A 16,311-nucleotide genomic window follows, 5' to 3' on the forward strand; every position below is an offset into this window, starting at 1 on the left:
AGGCGTCTGTAAAAAGTGAGTCGCCGTAAGGGCGAAACCGCCAGCAGCCGTGACCGCAGGAATGGATATGTACCCCATCCAAGAAATGCAGAGCCGGAGCGGACGCCATCGCAGGCAAGCCTCGCCCCTACAGCGGTTCGAGGTTACCTAAGGTTTCTGCCCGTACCACCTCGGCGTATAGACCCACTCCCCACCTCCAACCTTGGGAAACACACAGGTCGTGGATGACCCCACCAACACCATGGTCCGCATATCCACCTGCTCCGGTGTCAGCTCGCCCAGGGTGATGACCCGCAACGTCTGCCCCGGACGCCCGATATCCCGCCCCAGCACCACCGGCGTATCCGCGGTGCGGTGCTGGCGCACGATCTCCAGCGCGCGCCCCAGCTGCCAAGGACGCGAACGCGAGATGGGGTTATAGAACGCCAGCGCCAGGTCGGCCTGGGACGCCAGGTCCAGGCGCTTCTCGATGATTGCCCAGGGCTTGAGGTTGTCCGACAGGGACAGCACGCAGAAATCATGCCCCAGGGGCGCACCAGCCTGGGCCGCGGTGGCCAGGGAAGCGGAGACGCCAGGAAGGATCTCCAGCTCGACCTGATGCCAGCCCGGTTCGCTGGATTCGTGCAGCGCTTCCAGCACCGCCGCGGCCATGGCGAAGACCCCCGGGTCGCCGGAGGACACCACCACCACCGAACGGCCTTGGGCGGCGAGCTCGAAGGCGTGACGGGCACGCTGCATTTCTTCGCGGTTGTCGGTGCAGTGCAGGACCTGGTCGGCGCGGAACGGGCCGGCCATGCGCACATAGGTTTCGTAGCCGAGGATATCGTTGGCCCGCGCCAGTTCGGCTTTCACCGCCGGCACCATCAGTTCGGCGGCGCCAGGGCCGAGGCCGATCACCGCCAGGCGGCCACGGGGGTGGCCGATCTGCTGCGGGTCCAGCGGCTGGCTGGCCACGGCAATGGCGATGTCTTCACCGACGCTGAGCGGCGGCAGCAATTGCGGAACCGCCTGTTGCGCCAGTTCGGCCACGCTGCTGGCGGCCGGGGCGAAACGCAAAGATACGCCCAGCTCGGCGGCGGCTTCGCGCAAGGCCGGGCTGGCCATCTCGGTATCGGCGGCCAGCAGGCAAGCGACGGACTGCACGGCGATTTTGGCGGTGTGCAGGGCGGCTCGCAGATGCGCGGCGAGTTCGGGGCCGCTATCGCGAGCAAGCTCGCTCCTACAGGTGAGGGCGATGAGGACGCTGCGCGGATAGATCAGCAGCTCATTGGCGGATGGCTCGCACTCGGCGGAGCCGACGCGAATGGTCAGCCGGGCCTGTTGGTCTTCCGGCAACTTGGCTTCGGCCAGCCAGGGCGCGGCGCCTTCGATGCGCACGCTTTCACCGCCCAGCAGATCGGAGACAAAACGCTTGCCCAGCTCCAGATCACCCAGGGCATAGCCGCTCGGTGGGTTGAGCAGGCAGGTGCCGAAGCGCAGCTCGCCGCTGGTGGTGATTGCCGCAGCCACACCCAGGCCGGCGGCGATTTCCCGGGCCATGACGTTCACTCCGCCCAGGCCACCGAGCAACGGCACCACGGCGCTGCCGTCTTCGGCCACGGCCAGCACCGGCGGCTCCACGCCCTTCTCCAGCAGCAGCGGCGCCAGGGTGCGGATGACGATGCCCGCGGCGCACAGGGCGATGATCGGCGTGTCCTGTTGATACAGCTGACGCAGGGTCGCACCAAACTCCTGGTACGGGCGGTCGGCGCCCTCGACCCGTTCGGCCAGGCCGTGGATCAGCGCGTCCGGGTACAGCTGCTGAAGTTTGCGCGCAGTCGCCAGGCTGCCTTGGCCAAGGATGACGATGGCCGGTGCGGGACGGGCCATCAACCTTGCCACCTTTCACCGGGCACGATGATCAACGAGAAATACGGCGAGGACATCGGCTGCACTTCATCCAGCGGCACGATCTTCTGGTTGGCCATGGTCGCGCGCTCGACATACAGCGCGCGCTCGGCCAGGCCCAGCTCTTCGAGCACCTGGCGCACCTTGGGGAAGTTGCGCCCCAGCTTCATCACCACCGCCGCGTCGGCATCGGCCAGGCGGCGCTTGAGTTCGTCATGGGGCAACACGCCGGAGAGCACCGACAGGCTCTGGTTGCGATACACCAGCGGCGCGCCCAGCACCGAGGCGCCACCGAGCATCGAGCACACCCCCGGCACCACTTCGGCCGGGTAACGCTCGGCCAGGCGGTCGTGCAGGTACATGTAGGAGCCGTAGAAGAACGGGTCGCCTTCACAGATCACCGCCACGTCGCGGCCGGCGTCCAGATGCTTGGCCAAGTCTTCGGCGGCGCTGTCATAGAAGTCGCTGATCACTTGCTCGTAGGACAGCGGCGCCGGCAGCACTTCGGTGGTCACCGGGTAGACCAGCGGCACCAGGGTCTGCGCGCCTTGCAGGTGCGCTTCGATGATGCCGAAGGCATTGCCCTTTTTACCCTTGGCGACGAAGTACGCCACCACCGGCGATTCGCGCAGCAGGCGCAGGGCCTTGACGGTAATCAGTTCCGGATCACCGGGGCCGACGCCCAGGCCGATCAAACGTCCAGGTTGCTGCATCATTCGATCTCCGTGGCCAGGGCGTTGACGGCGGCGGCGGCCATGGCGCTGCCGCCCAGGCGACCTTGCATGATCACAAAAGGCACGCCGCGGCTGTCGGCGGCGAGCATCGCCTTGGACTCGGCCGCGCCGACGAAACCTACCGGGAAACCGAGGATCAGCGCCGGTTTCGGCGCACCGGCGTCGAGCATTTCCAGCAGGTAGAACAGCGCGGTCGGGGCGTTGCCGATCACCACCACGCTGCCCTCCAGGTACGGCCGCCACAGCTCCAGGGCCACCGCCGAGCGGGTGTTGCCCAGCTCGCGGGCCAGCTCCGGCACGCTTTCGTCGCGCAGGGTGCAGATCACCTGATTGTTCGCCGGCAGACGGGCGCGGGTAATGCCTTCGGAGACCATGCGCGCATCGCAGAGAATCGGCGCGCCAGCGGCCAGGGCAGCGCGCCCGGCCTTACCCGCGCCTTCGGAGAACTGCAGGCCGTCGATGGCATCGACCATGCCGCAGGCATGGATCACCCGCACCGCGAGCTTTTCCAGGTCCGAGGGGATGCGATCGAGCCTGGCCTCCTCGCGAATGATCGCGAAGGAGTTGCGATAGATCTCCTGACCGTCGCGGATGTAATCAATCATGGGTGTTGCTCCGTGGGCGGGCATCGAGCAATGCGCCGGCCGCTTCAAGGGAAAGGTTGCGTGCGTGCAGCGTGCCGAAACCCGGCTGCGCGGCATCGCGAAAATAGAGGTCGTAACGACCGGGGGCGACAGCCAGCAAGGTAGCCGGTGCCACATGGGCGGCGGCGCAGGAACGCGAGCAGCCGGACAGGTGCACGTCCAGCTGATGGCTGTGGCGCTGGAGCAAGGCAGCCAGCTTCACCGCGTCGCCCTTGGTGTCGGCCAGGGCCTTGCCGCAGCCGCTGGAACCGGTGCAGGCAATCAGGTGGGCCAGGGGCTGCTCTGGCGAGCAGAGAAACCCCAGCTGTTGCAGGCAGCGCGTGACTTCAGGCGCGTCTTCGGCCCGCAGGTTTGGCAGCAACAGACTCTGCCAGGGGGTGAACCTCAGGCTGCCGTCGCCCCATTGCTCGGCCAGCTGCGCCGCGCCGCGCAGCATCGACGGGTCCAGCCGCCCCAGGGGTGTGACGGCACCGACATAGACCTGGCCCGGTTGCCGCTGTGGATAAGTGCCGATATGCAGCGGCTCGGAAGGGACCTCGCGCTGCCAATCGCCCACCCTGATCACCGGCCCCAGCAAGCGCGCGGACACCTGCGCCAGCAGCGCGTCCGCCGAGTGCTCCACCAACAGCTGGCGCATGCGGGTCTGTTCGGGGCGGGCCAGGTCGAGGAACAGCTCCAGCACCGCCACCACCAGGGCCAGCCCATCCTCCAGCGCCACGCTGGCCAGGGGCCGGTCCCCTGGGCAGCCGGCCAGGCCAAAGGCCAGCCAGGGCTCGCCTGCGCCTTCGAACGCCGAAAGCCACAGGTCATGGGGATGCTCCAGCATGGCCAGGGCTTCGCCGCCGTCGAGTTGCACGGCGAACTTGGGCGACAACTCATGAAAGCGCGGATGGCTCTGCACAGTGGCGAGAATCTGCCCGGCCAGGGGACGGGTGTCGAGGATCATCGTGCGGTCGATCCCGGCCGTGGGGCTGAGCATCAGGTTGCGCACGTCATCGCCGGCCGCGGTGGTCGGTCCCAGGCCGGCAGCCAGCAGCTCGGCGATCAGCGCCTGATGTTCGGCGCCGATCCCGCGAATCTGCAGGTTGGCGCGGTTGGTCGCCTCGATCACCCCGCCGGCATAACGCTCGGCCGCAACGGCCACCGCGCGGGCCTGGGCGGCGCTGATCGCCCCGCCGGCCAGCTTGATCCGGCAGATACCGCCGTCCAGCGCCGGGACAATACGCAGCAACCCCGGACAGGCCGAGGGGCGTAAGGCGGTGGACATCGGGCGTTCGTTCAAGGGGGTGACCGGCTGTGTGGGAAAGGCGCTTCGCGGGCGAAGGCGCGGTATTATGCCTGCTTTGTCCGAAGGCATGAAAAGCCTGCCTGTCGGAAGAACAGGTTTTACCCTCGAGGAATAGCGATGTCGCCCTGGCTGACAGTAGTGGGAATCGGTGAAGACGGCTTCAAGGGCCTGGGCAAGAACGCCCGGCGGGCCCTGATGGGCGCTTCGCGGATCGTCGGCGGCCAGCGGCAACTGGACCTGTTGCCGGTGTGCATTCGCGGCGAGCGGCAACTGTGGCCGAGCCCTTTCTCACTGGAGCCGGTGCTGGCCAAGCGCGGCGAGCCGGTGTGCGTGCTGGCCAGCGGCGACCCGATGCTGTTCGGCGTCGGCGCCAGCCTGGCGCGGCAGGTGGCCCGGGAGGAAATGCACGTCCTGCCCGCGCCTTCGTCTTACTCGCTGGCGGCCGCGCGCCTGGGCTGGCCGCTGCAAGAGGTGGTGACGCTCTCGGTGGTCGCCCGCCCCGTGGCCGCCCTCAGCGCCCAGCTGTTCAGCGGCGTGCGCCTGCTGGTCCTGAGCAATGACGGCCTCAGCCCCTCGGCCATCGCCGCGCTGCTGCGCGAACGCGGCTTCGGCCCGAGCCGTCTCAGCGTGCTCGAGCACCTGGGCGGCGAGGCCGAACGACGGACCGACGGCACCGCCAACGACTGGAGCGACCCGGCCATCGCCGACCTCAACCTGGTGGCCATCGAATGCCTGGCCGAGCCCGATACGCTGCGCCTGTCGCGCCTGGCCGGCTTGCCCGACTCGGCCTTCCAGCATGACGGCCAACTGACCAAGCGCGACGTCCGCGCCATTACCCTGGCCCGCCTGGCCCCGGTGCCCGGCGAACTGTTGTGGGATGTCGGCGCCGGCAGCGGCTCGATCGGCATCGAGTGGATGCGCGCGCACCCCAGCTGCCGAGCCCTGGCCATCGAGGCCGACCCAGGCCGCCAGCAACTGATCGAACACAACCGCGACGCCCTCGGCGTGCCCGGCCTGCAACTGGTTCGCGGCAGCGCGCCCCAGGCGCTGGATGGCCTGGAAGCCCCGGACGCGATCTTCATCGGCGGCGGCGTGACCCGCCCCGGCGTGCTCGACGCCTGCTGGGCCCGGCTCAAGCCCGGTGGCCGGCTGGTGGCCAACGCCGTGACCCTGCAAAGCGAAACGACCCTGATGGCCTGGCGCGAACGGCATGGCGGCGAGCTGACCCGCATCCATGTTGCCCAGGCCCTGCCGCTGGGGGACTTCGACACCTGGCGCCAGGCCCTGCCCATTACCTTGCTCGACCTCGTCAAACCACTATGAGCACCCTGCCCTCCCCTGTAGGAGCGAGCGTGCTCGCGATCCAGACCACGCGGTCCGTCTGGCGGACGCTATCGCGAGCAAGCTCGCGCCTGCACAAGGCCGCGCGGCATGCGTGAAGAAACAGCGGAACAACCGGCCCCGCTGCGCAGCGGCCTGACCACCGGCAGCTGCGCCACTGCCACCAGCCTGGCGGCGGCGCGCCTGTTGCTCGGCGGCGCCAGCAGCGACGCCGTGGAGATCGTCCTGCCCAAGGGCAAGCAGGTGCAGATGCGCCTGGAATTCTGCCGCCTCACCGACACCGGCGCCGAAGCCGGCACGATCAAGGATGCCGGCGACGACCCCGACGTGACCCACGGCGCCCTGCTCTATTCCCAGGTGCGCCTGAGCGCGGACAGCGGCATTCGTTTCATCGCCGGCCAAGGCGTGGGCACCGTGACCCGCCCGGGGCTGGTGCTGGGCGTGGGCGAGCCAGCGATCAATCCAGTGCCGCGCCGGATGATCAGCGAACACCTGGCAACCCTGGCCCGGGAACAGGGTTACCAGGGCGGCTTCGAGGTCACGGTCAACGTCGAGGATGGCGAAGCCCTGGCGCTGAAAACCATGAACCCGCGCCTGGGCATTCTCGGCGGCCTGTCGATCCTCGGCACCAGCGGCATCGTGCGGCCGTTTTCCTGTGCGGCCTATATCGCCTCGATCCACCAGGGCATCGACGTCGCCAAGACCAACGGCTACCTGCACATCGCCGCCTGTACCGGCAATGCCAGCGAAGACACCATGCGCCGCGTCTACGACCTGCCGGAAATCGCCCTGATCGAAATGGGCGACTTTGTCGGCGCCGTGCTCAAGCACCTGCGCAAAGTGCCGGTGGACAAACTCAGCCTGTGTGGCGGCTTCGGCAAGATCAGCAAGCTTGCGGCCGGGCACATGGACCTGCACAGCCGCCACTCCAGCATCGACCTGCCGCAACTGGCCGAGTGGGCCGCGGCGGTCGGCGCCGACCCGGCGCTGCAAGACGCCATACGTGGCGCCAACACCAGCCAGCAAGCGCTGGCCATGGCCAGCGCCGCCGGCATCGCCCTGGGCGACGCGGTGTGCCAGCACGCCCTGGATTTTGCCCGCAGCGTGGTGCCGCCACAGGTCCAGGTCGAAGTCTTCGCCATCGATCGCCAGGGCGGCATCGTCGGCCATGCCGGAGCTTTTCGATGAAACCCATACTGCTGCTGGGCGGCGTGACCGAGGCCCTGGCCATCGCCCGGACCCTGGGACCGGAGCACATCTATAGCCTGGCGGGCATCGGGCGCGTGCCCGCAGACCTGGACTGCCAGGTGCGGGTCGGCGGCTATGGCGGCGCCGAGGGCTTGGCCCGGTTCATCCGCGAGCAAGGCATCGAGCTGCTGCTGGACGCCACCCACCCCTACGCCGCCCAAATCAGCCAGAACGCCGCCACGGCCGCGCAGCTGTGTGGCATCCCCTGCTGGGCCCTGCGCCGACCGGCCTGGCAGGCGCAGGCCGGCGACGACTGGCGCGAAGTCCGCGACTGGGCCGAACTGGTCCAGGCACTCGAACCCTTCAAGCGCCCGCTGTTCACCCTGGGCCGCGAACCCTTGCAGCATCTGCATGAGATCCCCTCCGGGCAGTTCTGGACCCTGCGCGCCCTCGACCCGTACCCCGGCAATGACCGGTGCGAAGTGATAGGCGCACGCGGCCCCTTCCTGATCGACAGCGAGCGCGAGCTGTTCGAACGCCGCCGTATCGACGTGCTGATCAGCAAGAACAGCGGCAGCAGCGCCACCGAACCCAAGCTGGAAGTGGCGCGCGAGCGTGGGGTGCCAGTGCTGATCCTGCAACGGCCGTCGTTGCCAGCCGTCGATCGGGAATTCCATGACCTGGGCGAGTTGCTCCAGGCCCTGCGCTGACCGCCTGGCCGCCTGGCCGCGCAAAACCCGGCCGATACATCGAGTTACCAAGTCCCCCGCTGAACGGTAGAACGCAGCCCTGGCCGCCGCGCCACGGGACCTTCGCGTATTGAAGACAGAGGAAACACTTGCGGCGTTGGCCACGGACAGGCTTTGCGGCACGATCAAAGGCCTATCCATATAGTAACTTATTTGTTACCTTTAAGGCCGACGATGATCACAGTCGAGGAATACCAGCAAGAGAACCAGCGCAGCCCCTTCGGTCGCTGGTTCGAAACGCTGGATACCCAGGCAGCCGTCAAGGTTTCCACCGCGCTGCTGCGCCTGGAAATGGGCAACACATCCAACATCAAGTGGTTCGACGGGCTTGGCAAATACCGCATCGATTGGGGCCCCGGCTACAGGATCTACCTGATCCAGGAAGGCCGGCACCTGGTGATCCTGTTTGGCGGTGGCGACAAGTCCACCCAGCAGGCCGACATCAGGCAGGCGAAGAAACTGATCGCCGAATTCCATCACCGCAAGAAGGCCGAACTGAAAACGAGGTGACACCCATGGCACTGACTCGAAGCTTCAAGCACAGCATTGCCGAACGCGCCGAGCGCGACCCGGCGTTTTCCCAAGCGCTGCTGGACGAGGCTGCTACGCTGTTTCTCAACGGCGAACCGGAGATGTCGCGGATCATTCTGCGCGACCTGGTCAACGCCACCGTCGGCTTCGAAGCCCTGGCCCGCGAGACCGCCAAGCCCAGCAAGAGCCTGCATCGCATGCTGTCCGCCAGCGGTAACCCGAGCATGGACAACCTGGCCGCGATCTTCGCCGCCATCCGCGCCAAGCTCGGCGTGGCCATCGAGGTCCGCGCGGTACCGGCTCACTGAGGAACGCCAATCCAGGTGGCTCTGCGACACCACACCGCACGGCGCCTTTTTACTTATCCACAGCAATCAGGCTAAATACCCCCCTGTTCGCTCAACCTGACGGATCGTCACCATGTCCCGACAACGGCTCGCATTTGCCTGGATCGCCTGCTTCGCAGTGCTGTTCAACATGCTTGCCATGCCGCTTTCGGGAGCCATGCAGCAGACCGATCGAGCACCTGCCGAGCAACTGTTGTGGGGCAGCTTCTGTTCCTCCAGCGGCACCAAGCTGGTGGCGATCTCCCTGGGCAAGCTGGAACAGCAAGCCCCGCAGAACGACGATCACTCCACGATGCAGCACTGCTGGTGCTGTTCCGGCTCGGCGCCCCTGGTCGCCCTGCCAGGCCATGCGCCGCAGTTGTATTTCGCCCGTTTCGAGTCCAACCGCAGCGTCGCGCCACCCGCGCTGGTCATGCCCACGCCACGCCAGCAATGGCCGAGCCTCAATCCCCGCGCTTCACCTCTGGTCTGATTCCACCTCGCAATTGATCTGCGTGTCGAATCGTTCTGGAGAACTGCCATGTTGAAATCCGTACAGGCCCTGCAAGCCTTGCTGCTGGCCGCCCTGCTGTTGCCCGCTGGTTTTGCCGCCGCCCATGAATACCAGGCTGGCGAGTTACAGATTGCCCACCCCTGGTCACAGGAGCTGCCGCCCAACGCACCGACGGTGGCGGCCTATTTCGTTATTCACAACACCGGCAAGAATGCCGACCGCCTGCTCGGCGTCGACTCGCCGATCTCGGGCAAGGCCGAGCTGCATGAACACGTGCAGCAGGGCGACCTGATGAAAATGCAACAGGTGCCCAACGTGACGATCGCCCCAGGTGCGACCGTCACCTTCGCGCCCATGGCCTATCACGTGATGCTGCTGGAGCTCAAAGACCGCAGCCTGCTCAGCGACGGCAAGCGCTTCCCGCTGACCCTGCACTTCGAGAAATCCGGCGACGTCACGGTCGAGGTGGCGGTGCAGAAGCAGGCGCCCGCGGGCAGCCAGGAACACATGCACGCCCAGTAAGTACCGGCCGTCATTACCGTGAACGCCTTGCGCTCGCCTGGCACCCGGCGATCCGTGCGCACGCCCCTGAAAGTACGGCGTGGCAGCTGGATCAGCCTGTTCGCCATGCTGATGATCTTTATCGGTCCGCTGATTTCCCAGTCGATGCCGATGGATCAGGCTGTGCCGATGAACATGTCCATGTCGATGGACATGAACATGGGCGAGCCCGGCTGCCACGGTGAAAACCCTCACGGCACGGAGCACGGCAAGGTCCAGGGCGAACACCATGCGCTCTGGGAAAAATGCGGTTATTGCAGCCTGCTGTTCAACTGCCCGGCACTGCCTGGCAGCCTGTCGTTCACGGCGCTCGACAGTTCGCCGTCCAGCCACTTCCTCACCCCCTCGCCGCGCCTGGGCCATGCCCGGCAGACCGTGTTCCCCGGCGCCCGGACCCGCGCGCCACCTGTCATTGCGTAACCCCCCCAACCGCACTTCACCCGGCCGACTGTAGAAAAGACAGCCGCAGGCTGCTGGCCGTGTTGTTTACGAAATGATTGATGGAACCTTTATGTCCAGGTTTTCTGCTGACACTCGCCTGTGCTCCGCCCAGGCCCCCGCTACCTTTGCCCTGAACGAACCTCGCGTACGTTTCAGCCACGCCATCGCCCTGCTCTGCGGCGCCCTGCTCACGCCGCTGGCCCTGGCGGCCGAACAGCCGGTGGATCACAGCCAGCATGGCGAAGAACTGAGCCCGACGGTGATCACCGCCATCGCCCCCAGCTCACCGCTGACCGTGGTCACCAACCCCAAGGATCCGCGCCAGCCGGTCCCGGCCAGCGACGGCGGCGACTACCTCAAGACCATCCCCGGCTTCGCCCTGGTGCGCAACGGCGGCACCAACGGCGACCCGGTGCTGCGCGGCATGTTCGGCTCGCGCCTGAATATCCTCACCAACGGCGGCATGATGCTCGGCGCCTGCCCCGGCCGCATGGACGCGCCGACCTCCTATATCTCGCCGGAAACCTACGACAAGCTGACGGTGATCAAGGGTCCGCAAACCGTGCTCTGGGGGCCGGGCGCTTCGGCTGGGACCATCCTCTTCGACCGCGAGCCGGAAAACTTCGGCGAGCTGGGTACCCGGGTCAATGCCAGCGTCCTGGCCGGCTCCAACGGCCGCTTCGACAAGGTGGTGGATGCCGCCGCCGGCGGACCGCTGGGTTACGTGCGGGTGATCGGCAACCAGGCCCATTCCGACGACTACAAGGACGGCAACAACGACACCGTGCCGTCGCGCTACGACAAGTGGAACGGTGATGTCGCCCTGGGCTGGACCCCGGACGCCGACACCCTGCTGGAACTCACCGCCGGCAAGGGCGACGGCGAAGCGCGTTACGCCGGGCGCGGCATGGACGGTTCGCAGTTCAAGCGGGAAAGCCTGGGCCTGCGTTTCGAGCGTTCCAATATCGGCGAGGTGCTGGATAAGGTCGAGGCGCAGGTCTACTACAACTACGCCGACCACGTGATGGACAACTACAGCCTGCGCACGCCATCCGGCACCGGGATGATGGCCGGCCCCATGGCCAGCAACGTCGACCGCCGCACCCTCGGCGCGCGGATCAAGGCCACCTGGCGCTGGGCCGATGTGCAGTTGATCAGCGGTATCGACGCGCAGACCAACGAGCATCGCCAACGCAGCGCCATGGGTATCGACACCTACAAGGACCAGCCACGCACCAAGGACGCCGACTTCCATAACTACGGCGCATTCGGCGAACTGACCTGGTACGCCGCCGATCGCGACCGGCTGATCAGCGGCGCCCGAGTGGACCGCGCCTCGGCCAAGGACTACCGCCAGAGCATCGGTTCCGGAATGATGGCCCGGCCCAACCCGACCGCCGGCGATACCCGCGCCGACACCCTGCCCAGCGGTTTCATCCGCTACGAGCATGACCTGGCCGACAGCCCGACCACGGTCTACGCCGGCCTCGGCCACGCGCAACGCTTCCCGGATTACTGGGAGCTGTTCTCGCCAAAAATGGGCCCGGCCGGATCGGTCAACGCCTTCGATTCGATCAAGCCGGAAAAGACCACCCAGCTCGACTTCGGCCTGCAATACAAGACCGCGGAACTGGAAGCCTGGGCCTCGGGCTACATCGGCCAGGTACGCGACTACATCCTGTTCAACTACCGCCCCGGGATGATGGGCATGACCTCGCAAGCCGAGAACATCGATGCCCGCATCATGGGTGGCGAACTCGGCGCGGCCTACAAGCTGACCGACAACTGGAAGGCCGACGCCACCCTCGCCTACGCCTGGGGCAAGAACAGCAGCGACGGCTCGCCGCTACCGCAGATGCCGCCGCTGGACGCGCGTTTCGGCCTGACCTACAGCGCGGACAACTGGAGCGCAGGCGCCCTGTGGCGAGTGGTGGCGGCGCAGAACCGCATCGATGAAAACAAGGGCAACGTGGTCGGCAAGGACTTCGGCAAGAGCGGCGGCTTCGGCGTGTTCTCGCTCAACGGCGCCTATCGGATCAACAAGAACCTGAAGGTCAGCACCGGCGTCGACAACCTGTTCGGCAAGGCCTACGCCGAGCACCTGAACCTGGCCGGCAACGCCGGGTTCGGCTACCCGGCCAATGACCCGCAAGCCATCAACGAGCCGGGGCGCACGCTCTGGACCAAGGTGGACCTGAGCTTCTAAACACAACAACAAATGGAACCGCTGCCGAAGGGCTGCGATAAGGCCGAAGGCCTTCAGCGCTATTGAGTACGTTGCGGCCGTTCCGGCCGATCGCAGCCTATCGGCAGCGGCTACAGAGAGTAATTGCCCATGCGGAGCGTTCCCTGATGAGCCAACCGAAAGTGTCTTTCTACAACCTGGCCTGGCGCTGGCATTTCTACGCCGGACTGTTCGTGGCCCCTTTCATGGTGATGCTGTCCCTGACCGGGATCATCTACCTGTTCAAACCCCAGCTCGACCCGCTGATGTACGGCCACCTGCTGCAGGTGCCGGCGGGGCACCATATTCTCAGCGCCGATGAACAACTCCAGCGGGTCCGGGCCGCGTATCCCCAGGGCCATGTCAAACAGTACCTGCCGCCGCTCGAAGCCGGACGCAGCGCGCAGTTCGTGGTGCAGAAGGAAGGTGGCGAACTCAATGTGTTCGTCGACCCTTACCACGGCAATATCCTTGGCGAGCAAGACGCCAAGAACAATCTGCAAGCCATCGCCCGGGCCATTCATGGCGAGCTGATGATCGGCACCCTCGGCGACCGGCTGGTAGAGCTGGCGGCGGGCTGGGGCATCGTCCTGGTGGTGTCCGGGCTGTACCTGTGGTGGCCGCGCGGCAAGTCTTCGGCCGGGGTGTTGTGGCCGCGGTTCAGCAGCCGCGGCCGTGTGCTGTGGCGCGACCTGCACGCCGTGGTCGGCTTCTGGGGCGCGGCGTTCCTGCTGGTGATGCTGCTCAGCGGCATGACCTGGACCGGCTTCTGGGGCAAGCAATACGCCGAGCTGTGGAACCGCTTCCCGGCGGCGATGTGGAACGATGTGCCCAAGTCCGACCAGCAGGCCGGCGAGCTCAACACCGCCAGCCGTCAGACCGTGCCCTGGGCCATGGAGAACACACCGCTGCCGATGTCCGGCGACCATGCCGAACACATGGCCCACGGTGCCGCGCACGAAGGCCCGGCGGCGCCCACGGTCAGCCTGCAGCAGGTGCAGGACATCGCCACCCAGCGCCAGGTCGAAGCCGGCTACAGCATCACCCTGCCGACCAGCGCCAGCGGCGTGTTCACCATCGCCGTGTTCGCCGACGACCCGCGCAACGACGCCACCCTGCATGTCGACCAGTACACCGGCAAGGTCCTGGCCGATGTGCGCTGGCAGCAGTACAGCAACGTCGCCCGCGCCACCGAAGTCGGGGTGATGCTGCACGAAGGCAAGATGTTCGGCCCGTTCAACCAGATCGTGGTGCTGCTGATCTGCCTGATGATTCTGCTGAGCGCCGTCAGCGGCCTGGTGATCTGGTGGAAGCGTCGCCCCCAGGGGCGCCTCGGTGTACCGCCGCTGCGCCATGACCTGCCGAAATGGAAAACCGCGATGGCGATCATGCTGGCGCTGGCCGTGGCCTTTCCCCTGGTCGGGGCCTCGCTGGTGGCCGTGTGGCTGCTGGATCGCGTGCTGTTGTCGCGCTGGAACCGCTCGACTGAATCGGCCTCATCTTCATCATGAATCAGGCGAGATGCGCGGTTTAGAGGGATCTGTAGACTGCTGTCGGTTCAATTTACGACACGCATAATGTTACTTTGTAACATTGAAGTGTAAGATCCCCTACCCGCAGCCGCCCATGCTGCGGGTAACCCTCTCGAAGAAGCGACTCAGCCGCCCCGATGAACCGCCCGACAACTAAGCTCCTGGCGTCCAGCCTCTGCCTGCTGGCCCTGAATCACCCCGTCCAGGCCGACGACGCGCCCCTGACGCTGCCCACCGGCACCATCAGCGCGCCTGCCATCGATACGCAGGACATCAGCCTGCACACCCCGACCACCGCCGGTTCGCGCCTGGGCCTGAGCGCCCTGCAAACCCCGGCCAGCACCGAGAGCCTGAGCGGCGAGCGCATTCGCCAGCGCGGCGACCGCAGCGTGCAGGACGCGGTGTCGCGCAGCACCGGGATCAGCCGCACCGGCACGCCCGGCGACGGCGGCACTTCGTTGTCGGCGCGCGGCTTTACCGGCCAGGGTTCGGTGATGCAGCTGTACGACGGCAATCGCCTGTACAGCGGCATGGGCACCGTGACCTTCCCGGTGGACACCTGGTCGGTGGAGCGGGTGGATGTGCTGCGCGGCCCGGCCTCGGTGCTGTATGGCGAAGGCGCCACCGGCGCGGTGGTCAATGTGATCCCGAAGAAACCCTTCGCCGGCGAGATCGAAAACCACCTGCGCCTCGGCTATGGCTCCTACGACAGCCAGCAGCAGGCCCTCGACAGCGGCGGCTCGCTGAGCGACACCCTGAGCTATCGCCTGAACCTCAACCGCCTGCGCGGCAACGGCTGGATCGATCGCGGCGACAGCGCCAGCGACTTCATCAGCGCGGCGCTGCGCTGGCAGGCCACGGACGACCTGGCGTTCACCCTCGCCCACGACTACGGCGACCAGCAGCCGATGAATGATTTCGGCACCCCGCTGATCAATGGCCGCTTCCATGAGGGCCTGCGGGACAAGAACTACAACATCGGCAACGACAAGCAGCACTACAACGATCAGTGGACGCGCCTGACCAGCGAGTGGCAGCTCTCCGACACCCTCAGCGCCAGCAACGAGCTGTATTACCTCAAGGCCCAACGGCGCTGGCAGAACGCCGAAAACTACAGCTGGGACACCGCCGGCCAGCAGCTTCTGCGCAGCGGCAATTTCGCCATCAAGCACCAGCAGGAGCAGGTCGGCGATCGCCAGACCTTCACCTTCAAGCACAGCCTGTTCGGCCTCGACAGCCAGACCCTGGCCGGAGTCGACTACAACCGCATCCGCTTCCAGCTCAACAACAACTCGCCGTTCAAGGATGCGCTGCCGGATGGCCAGCCGCTGGATCTGCAACACCCGGACAAGGGCCGCTTCGACAGCGCCTCGGCCTATCGCCCGCAATTCCAGAGCACCACCAAACAGATGTCGGCCTTCGCCGAAAACCGTACCCAGCTGAGCGAACGCTGGTCGTTGGTGACCGGAGTGCGCCGCGACTACGTGCAGGTGGATCGCGACAACCTGGTGGACGGCAGCCAGAGCGACAAGACCCTGACCGGCAACAACTGGAAGGCCGGGCTGGTGTTCGCGCTGACGCCGGACACCTCGTTCTACGGCCAGTACGCCACCAGCACCGACGGCGTCGACGGCCTGATTTCCCTGAGCCCGAGCCAGCAGCAATACGACCTGGCCCGCGCCCGACAGAGCGAGATCGGCCTCAAGCAGATGTTCTGGGACCAGCGCGGCGAATGGACCCTGGCGGCCTATCACATCGTCAAGAAGAAGCTGCTGACCGACGACCCGGGCAACCCGACGCTCAAGCAACAGGTCGGCCAGCAGTCGTCCCGCGGCCTGGAAGCCAGCCTCGAGCTGCAACTGCCCCACGCCTGGCAACTGCAAGCCAATGCCGCCATCGTCAAGGCCGAGTACGACGACTTCGAAGAACAGGTCGGCAACCAGTTCGTCTCGCGCAGCGGCAATCGCCCGGTGGACGTGCCACGGCGCACCGCCAACCTGTGGCTGAACAAGGCGGTGACCGATAACCTGCGGGCCGGCGCCGGGGTGCGTTATGTCGATGCCCGCTACGCCGACCTGGCCAACCGCAACGAGCTGCCCAGCTACACCGTGGTCGATGCGGTGCTGTCGTGGAAAGCCCTGCGCGATACCACCTTCGGTTTGCAGCTGAACAATCTGTTCGACCGGCAATACGCGCAAAGCCAATACAATGAGGGCCAGCAATGGATCCTCGGCGAACCACGGTCGTTTTTCGTGACCGCCGATTACGCCTTTTAACCAATACCTGTAGCCGCCGCCGAAGGCTGCGATCGGTCTGCGCGACATTCCGACGCAGCACACGCGCTCTTGAGG

Annotated in this window: 15 protein-coding genes; 11 read left to right on the plus strand and 4 right to left on the minus strand. The window is 66.4% G+C overall.

The window, feature by feature from the left end:
- Positions 1-147: 147 nt before the first annotated feature.
- Genes cobJ through cobG form a run of 4 tightly spaced genes read right to left on the minus strand, consistent with a single transcriptional unit; the run spans position 148 to position 4,532 of the window.
- Positions 148-1,869 carry a precorrin-3B C(17)-methyltransferase gene (cobJ, locus tag J4E58_RS23805; RefSeq protein ID WP_087089992.1) on the minus strand — a complete coding sequence of 574 codons (1,722 nt, stop codon included), beginning with the start codon at positions 1,867-1,869 and terminating at the stop codon, positions 148-150.
- The gene (locus J4E58_RS23810) at positions 1,869-2,600 is read right to left on the minus strand and encodes a precorrin-2 C(20)-methyltransferase (protein ID WP_053259478.1); all 732 of its coding nucleotides are present in this window, start codon (positions 2,598-2,600) and stop codon (positions 1,869-1,871) included. Before J4E58_RS23810 ends, cobJ begins: the two co-directional genes overlap by 1 nt.
- Positions 2,600-3,226: a precorrin-8X methylmutase gene (locus J4E58_RS23815; protein WP_087089990.1), complete on the minus strand. Its 627-nt coding sequence runs from the start codon at positions 3,224-3,226 to the stop codon at positions 2,600-2,602. The genes J4E58_RS23810 and J4E58_RS23815 overlap by 1 nt, the downstream gene beginning before the upstream one ends.
- Positions 3,219-4,532 carry a precorrin-3B synthase gene (cobG, locus tag J4E58_RS23820; protein ID WP_305886644.1) on the minus strand — a complete coding sequence of 438 codons (1,314 nt, stop codon included), beginning with the start codon at positions 4,530-4,532 and terminating at the stop codon, positions 3,219-3,221. The genes J4E58_RS23815 and cobG overlap by 8 nt, the downstream gene beginning before the upstream one ends.
- Positions 4,533-4,670: 138 nt before the next feature.
- On the opposite strand from cobG, the gene cbiE reads away from it, so the two are divergent.
- The 11 genes from cbiE (at position 4,671) to J4E58_RS23875 (ending at position 16,236) form a co-directional block, all read left to right on the plus strand.
- The gene (cbiE, locus tag J4E58_RS23825; RefSeq protein WP_087089986.1) at positions 4,671-5,876 is read left to right on the plus strand and encodes a precorrin-6y C5,15-methyltransferase (decarboxylating) subunit CbiE; all 1,206 of its coding nucleotides are present in this window, start codon (positions 4,671-4,673) and stop codon (positions 5,874-5,876) included.
- Between the two features lie 108 nt (positions 5,877-5,984).
- Entirely contained in the window at positions 5,985-7,082 is a 1,098-nt protein-coding gene (locus tag J4E58_RS23830) for a cobalt-precorrin-5B (C(1))-methyltransferase (RefSeq protein ID WP_087089984.1), read from the plus strand.
- Positions 7,079-7,792, plus strand: coding sequence for a cobalt-precorrin-6A reductase (locus J4E58_RS23835; RefSeq protein WP_087089982.1), 714 nt, complete (start codon positions 7,079-7,081; stop codon positions 7,790-7,792). Before J4E58_RS23830 ends, J4E58_RS23835 begins: the two co-directional genes overlap by 4 nt.
- 213 nt (positions 7,793-8,005) lie before the next feature.
- Positions 8,006-8,341 (plus strand): type II toxin-antitoxin system RelE/ParE family toxin, encoded by a 336-nt coding sequence (locus tag J4E58_RS23840; protein ID WP_087089980.1) that lies wholly within the window; start codon positions 8,006-8,008, stop codon positions 8,339-8,341.
- 5 nt (positions 8,342-8,346) lie between these two features.
- A complete protein-coding gene (locus J4E58_RS23845) occupies positions 8,347-8,670 on the plus strand; it encodes a DNA-binding protein (protein WP_007932872.1) in 324 nt (107 codons plus the stop codon).
- A 112-nt stretch (positions 8,671-8,782) separates the two neighbouring features.
- Positions 8,783-9,181 carry a DUF2946 domain-containing protein gene (locus tag J4E58_RS23850; protein WP_007932873.1) on the plus strand — a complete coding sequence of 133 codons (399 nt, stop codon included), beginning with the start codon at positions 8,783-8,785 and terminating at the stop codon, positions 9,179-9,181.
- Between the two features lie 48 nt (positions 9,182-9,229).
- Positions 9,230-9,724, plus strand: a complete 495-nt coding sequence (locus J4E58_RS23855) for a copper chaperone PCu(A)C (RefSeq protein ID WP_087089978.1) — start codon at positions 9,230-9,232, stop codon at positions 9,722-9,724.
- A gap of 54 nt (positions 9,725-9,778) precedes the next feature.
- Entirely contained in the window at positions 9,779-10,183 is a 405-nt protein-coding gene (locus tag J4E58_RS23860) for a DUF2946 domain-containing protein (RefSeq protein ID WP_087089976.1), read from the plus strand.
- 91 nt (positions 10,184-10,274) lie between these two features.
- A complete protein-coding gene (locus J4E58_RS23865) occupies positions 10,275-12,410 on the plus strand; it encodes a TonB-dependent copper receptor (protein ID WP_087089973.1) in 2,136 nt (711 codons plus the stop codon).
- 146 nt (positions 12,411-12,556) lie between these two features.
- Positions 12,557-13,939 (plus strand): PepSY domain-containing protein, encoded by a 1,383-nt coding sequence (locus J4E58_RS23870; protein ID WP_087089971.1) that lies wholly within the window; start codon positions 12,557-12,559, stop codon positions 13,937-13,939.
- A 158-nt stretch (positions 13,940-14,097) separates the two neighbouring features.
- Positions 14,098-16,236 carry a TonB-dependent siderophore receptor gene (locus J4E58_RS23875; protein ID WP_087089969.1) on the plus strand — a complete coding sequence of 713 codons (2,139 nt, stop codon included), beginning with the start codon at positions 14,098-14,100 and terminating at the stop codon, positions 16,234-16,236.
- Positions 16,237-16,311: the final 75 nt, after the last annotated feature.

Source organism: Pseudomonas sp. FW305-25 (genome assembly GCF_017351415.1).
GTDB classification, from domain to species: Bacteria; Pseudomonadota; Gammaproteobacteria; order Pseudomonadales; family Pseudomonadaceae; genus Aquipseudomonas; species Aquipseudomonas chlororaphis.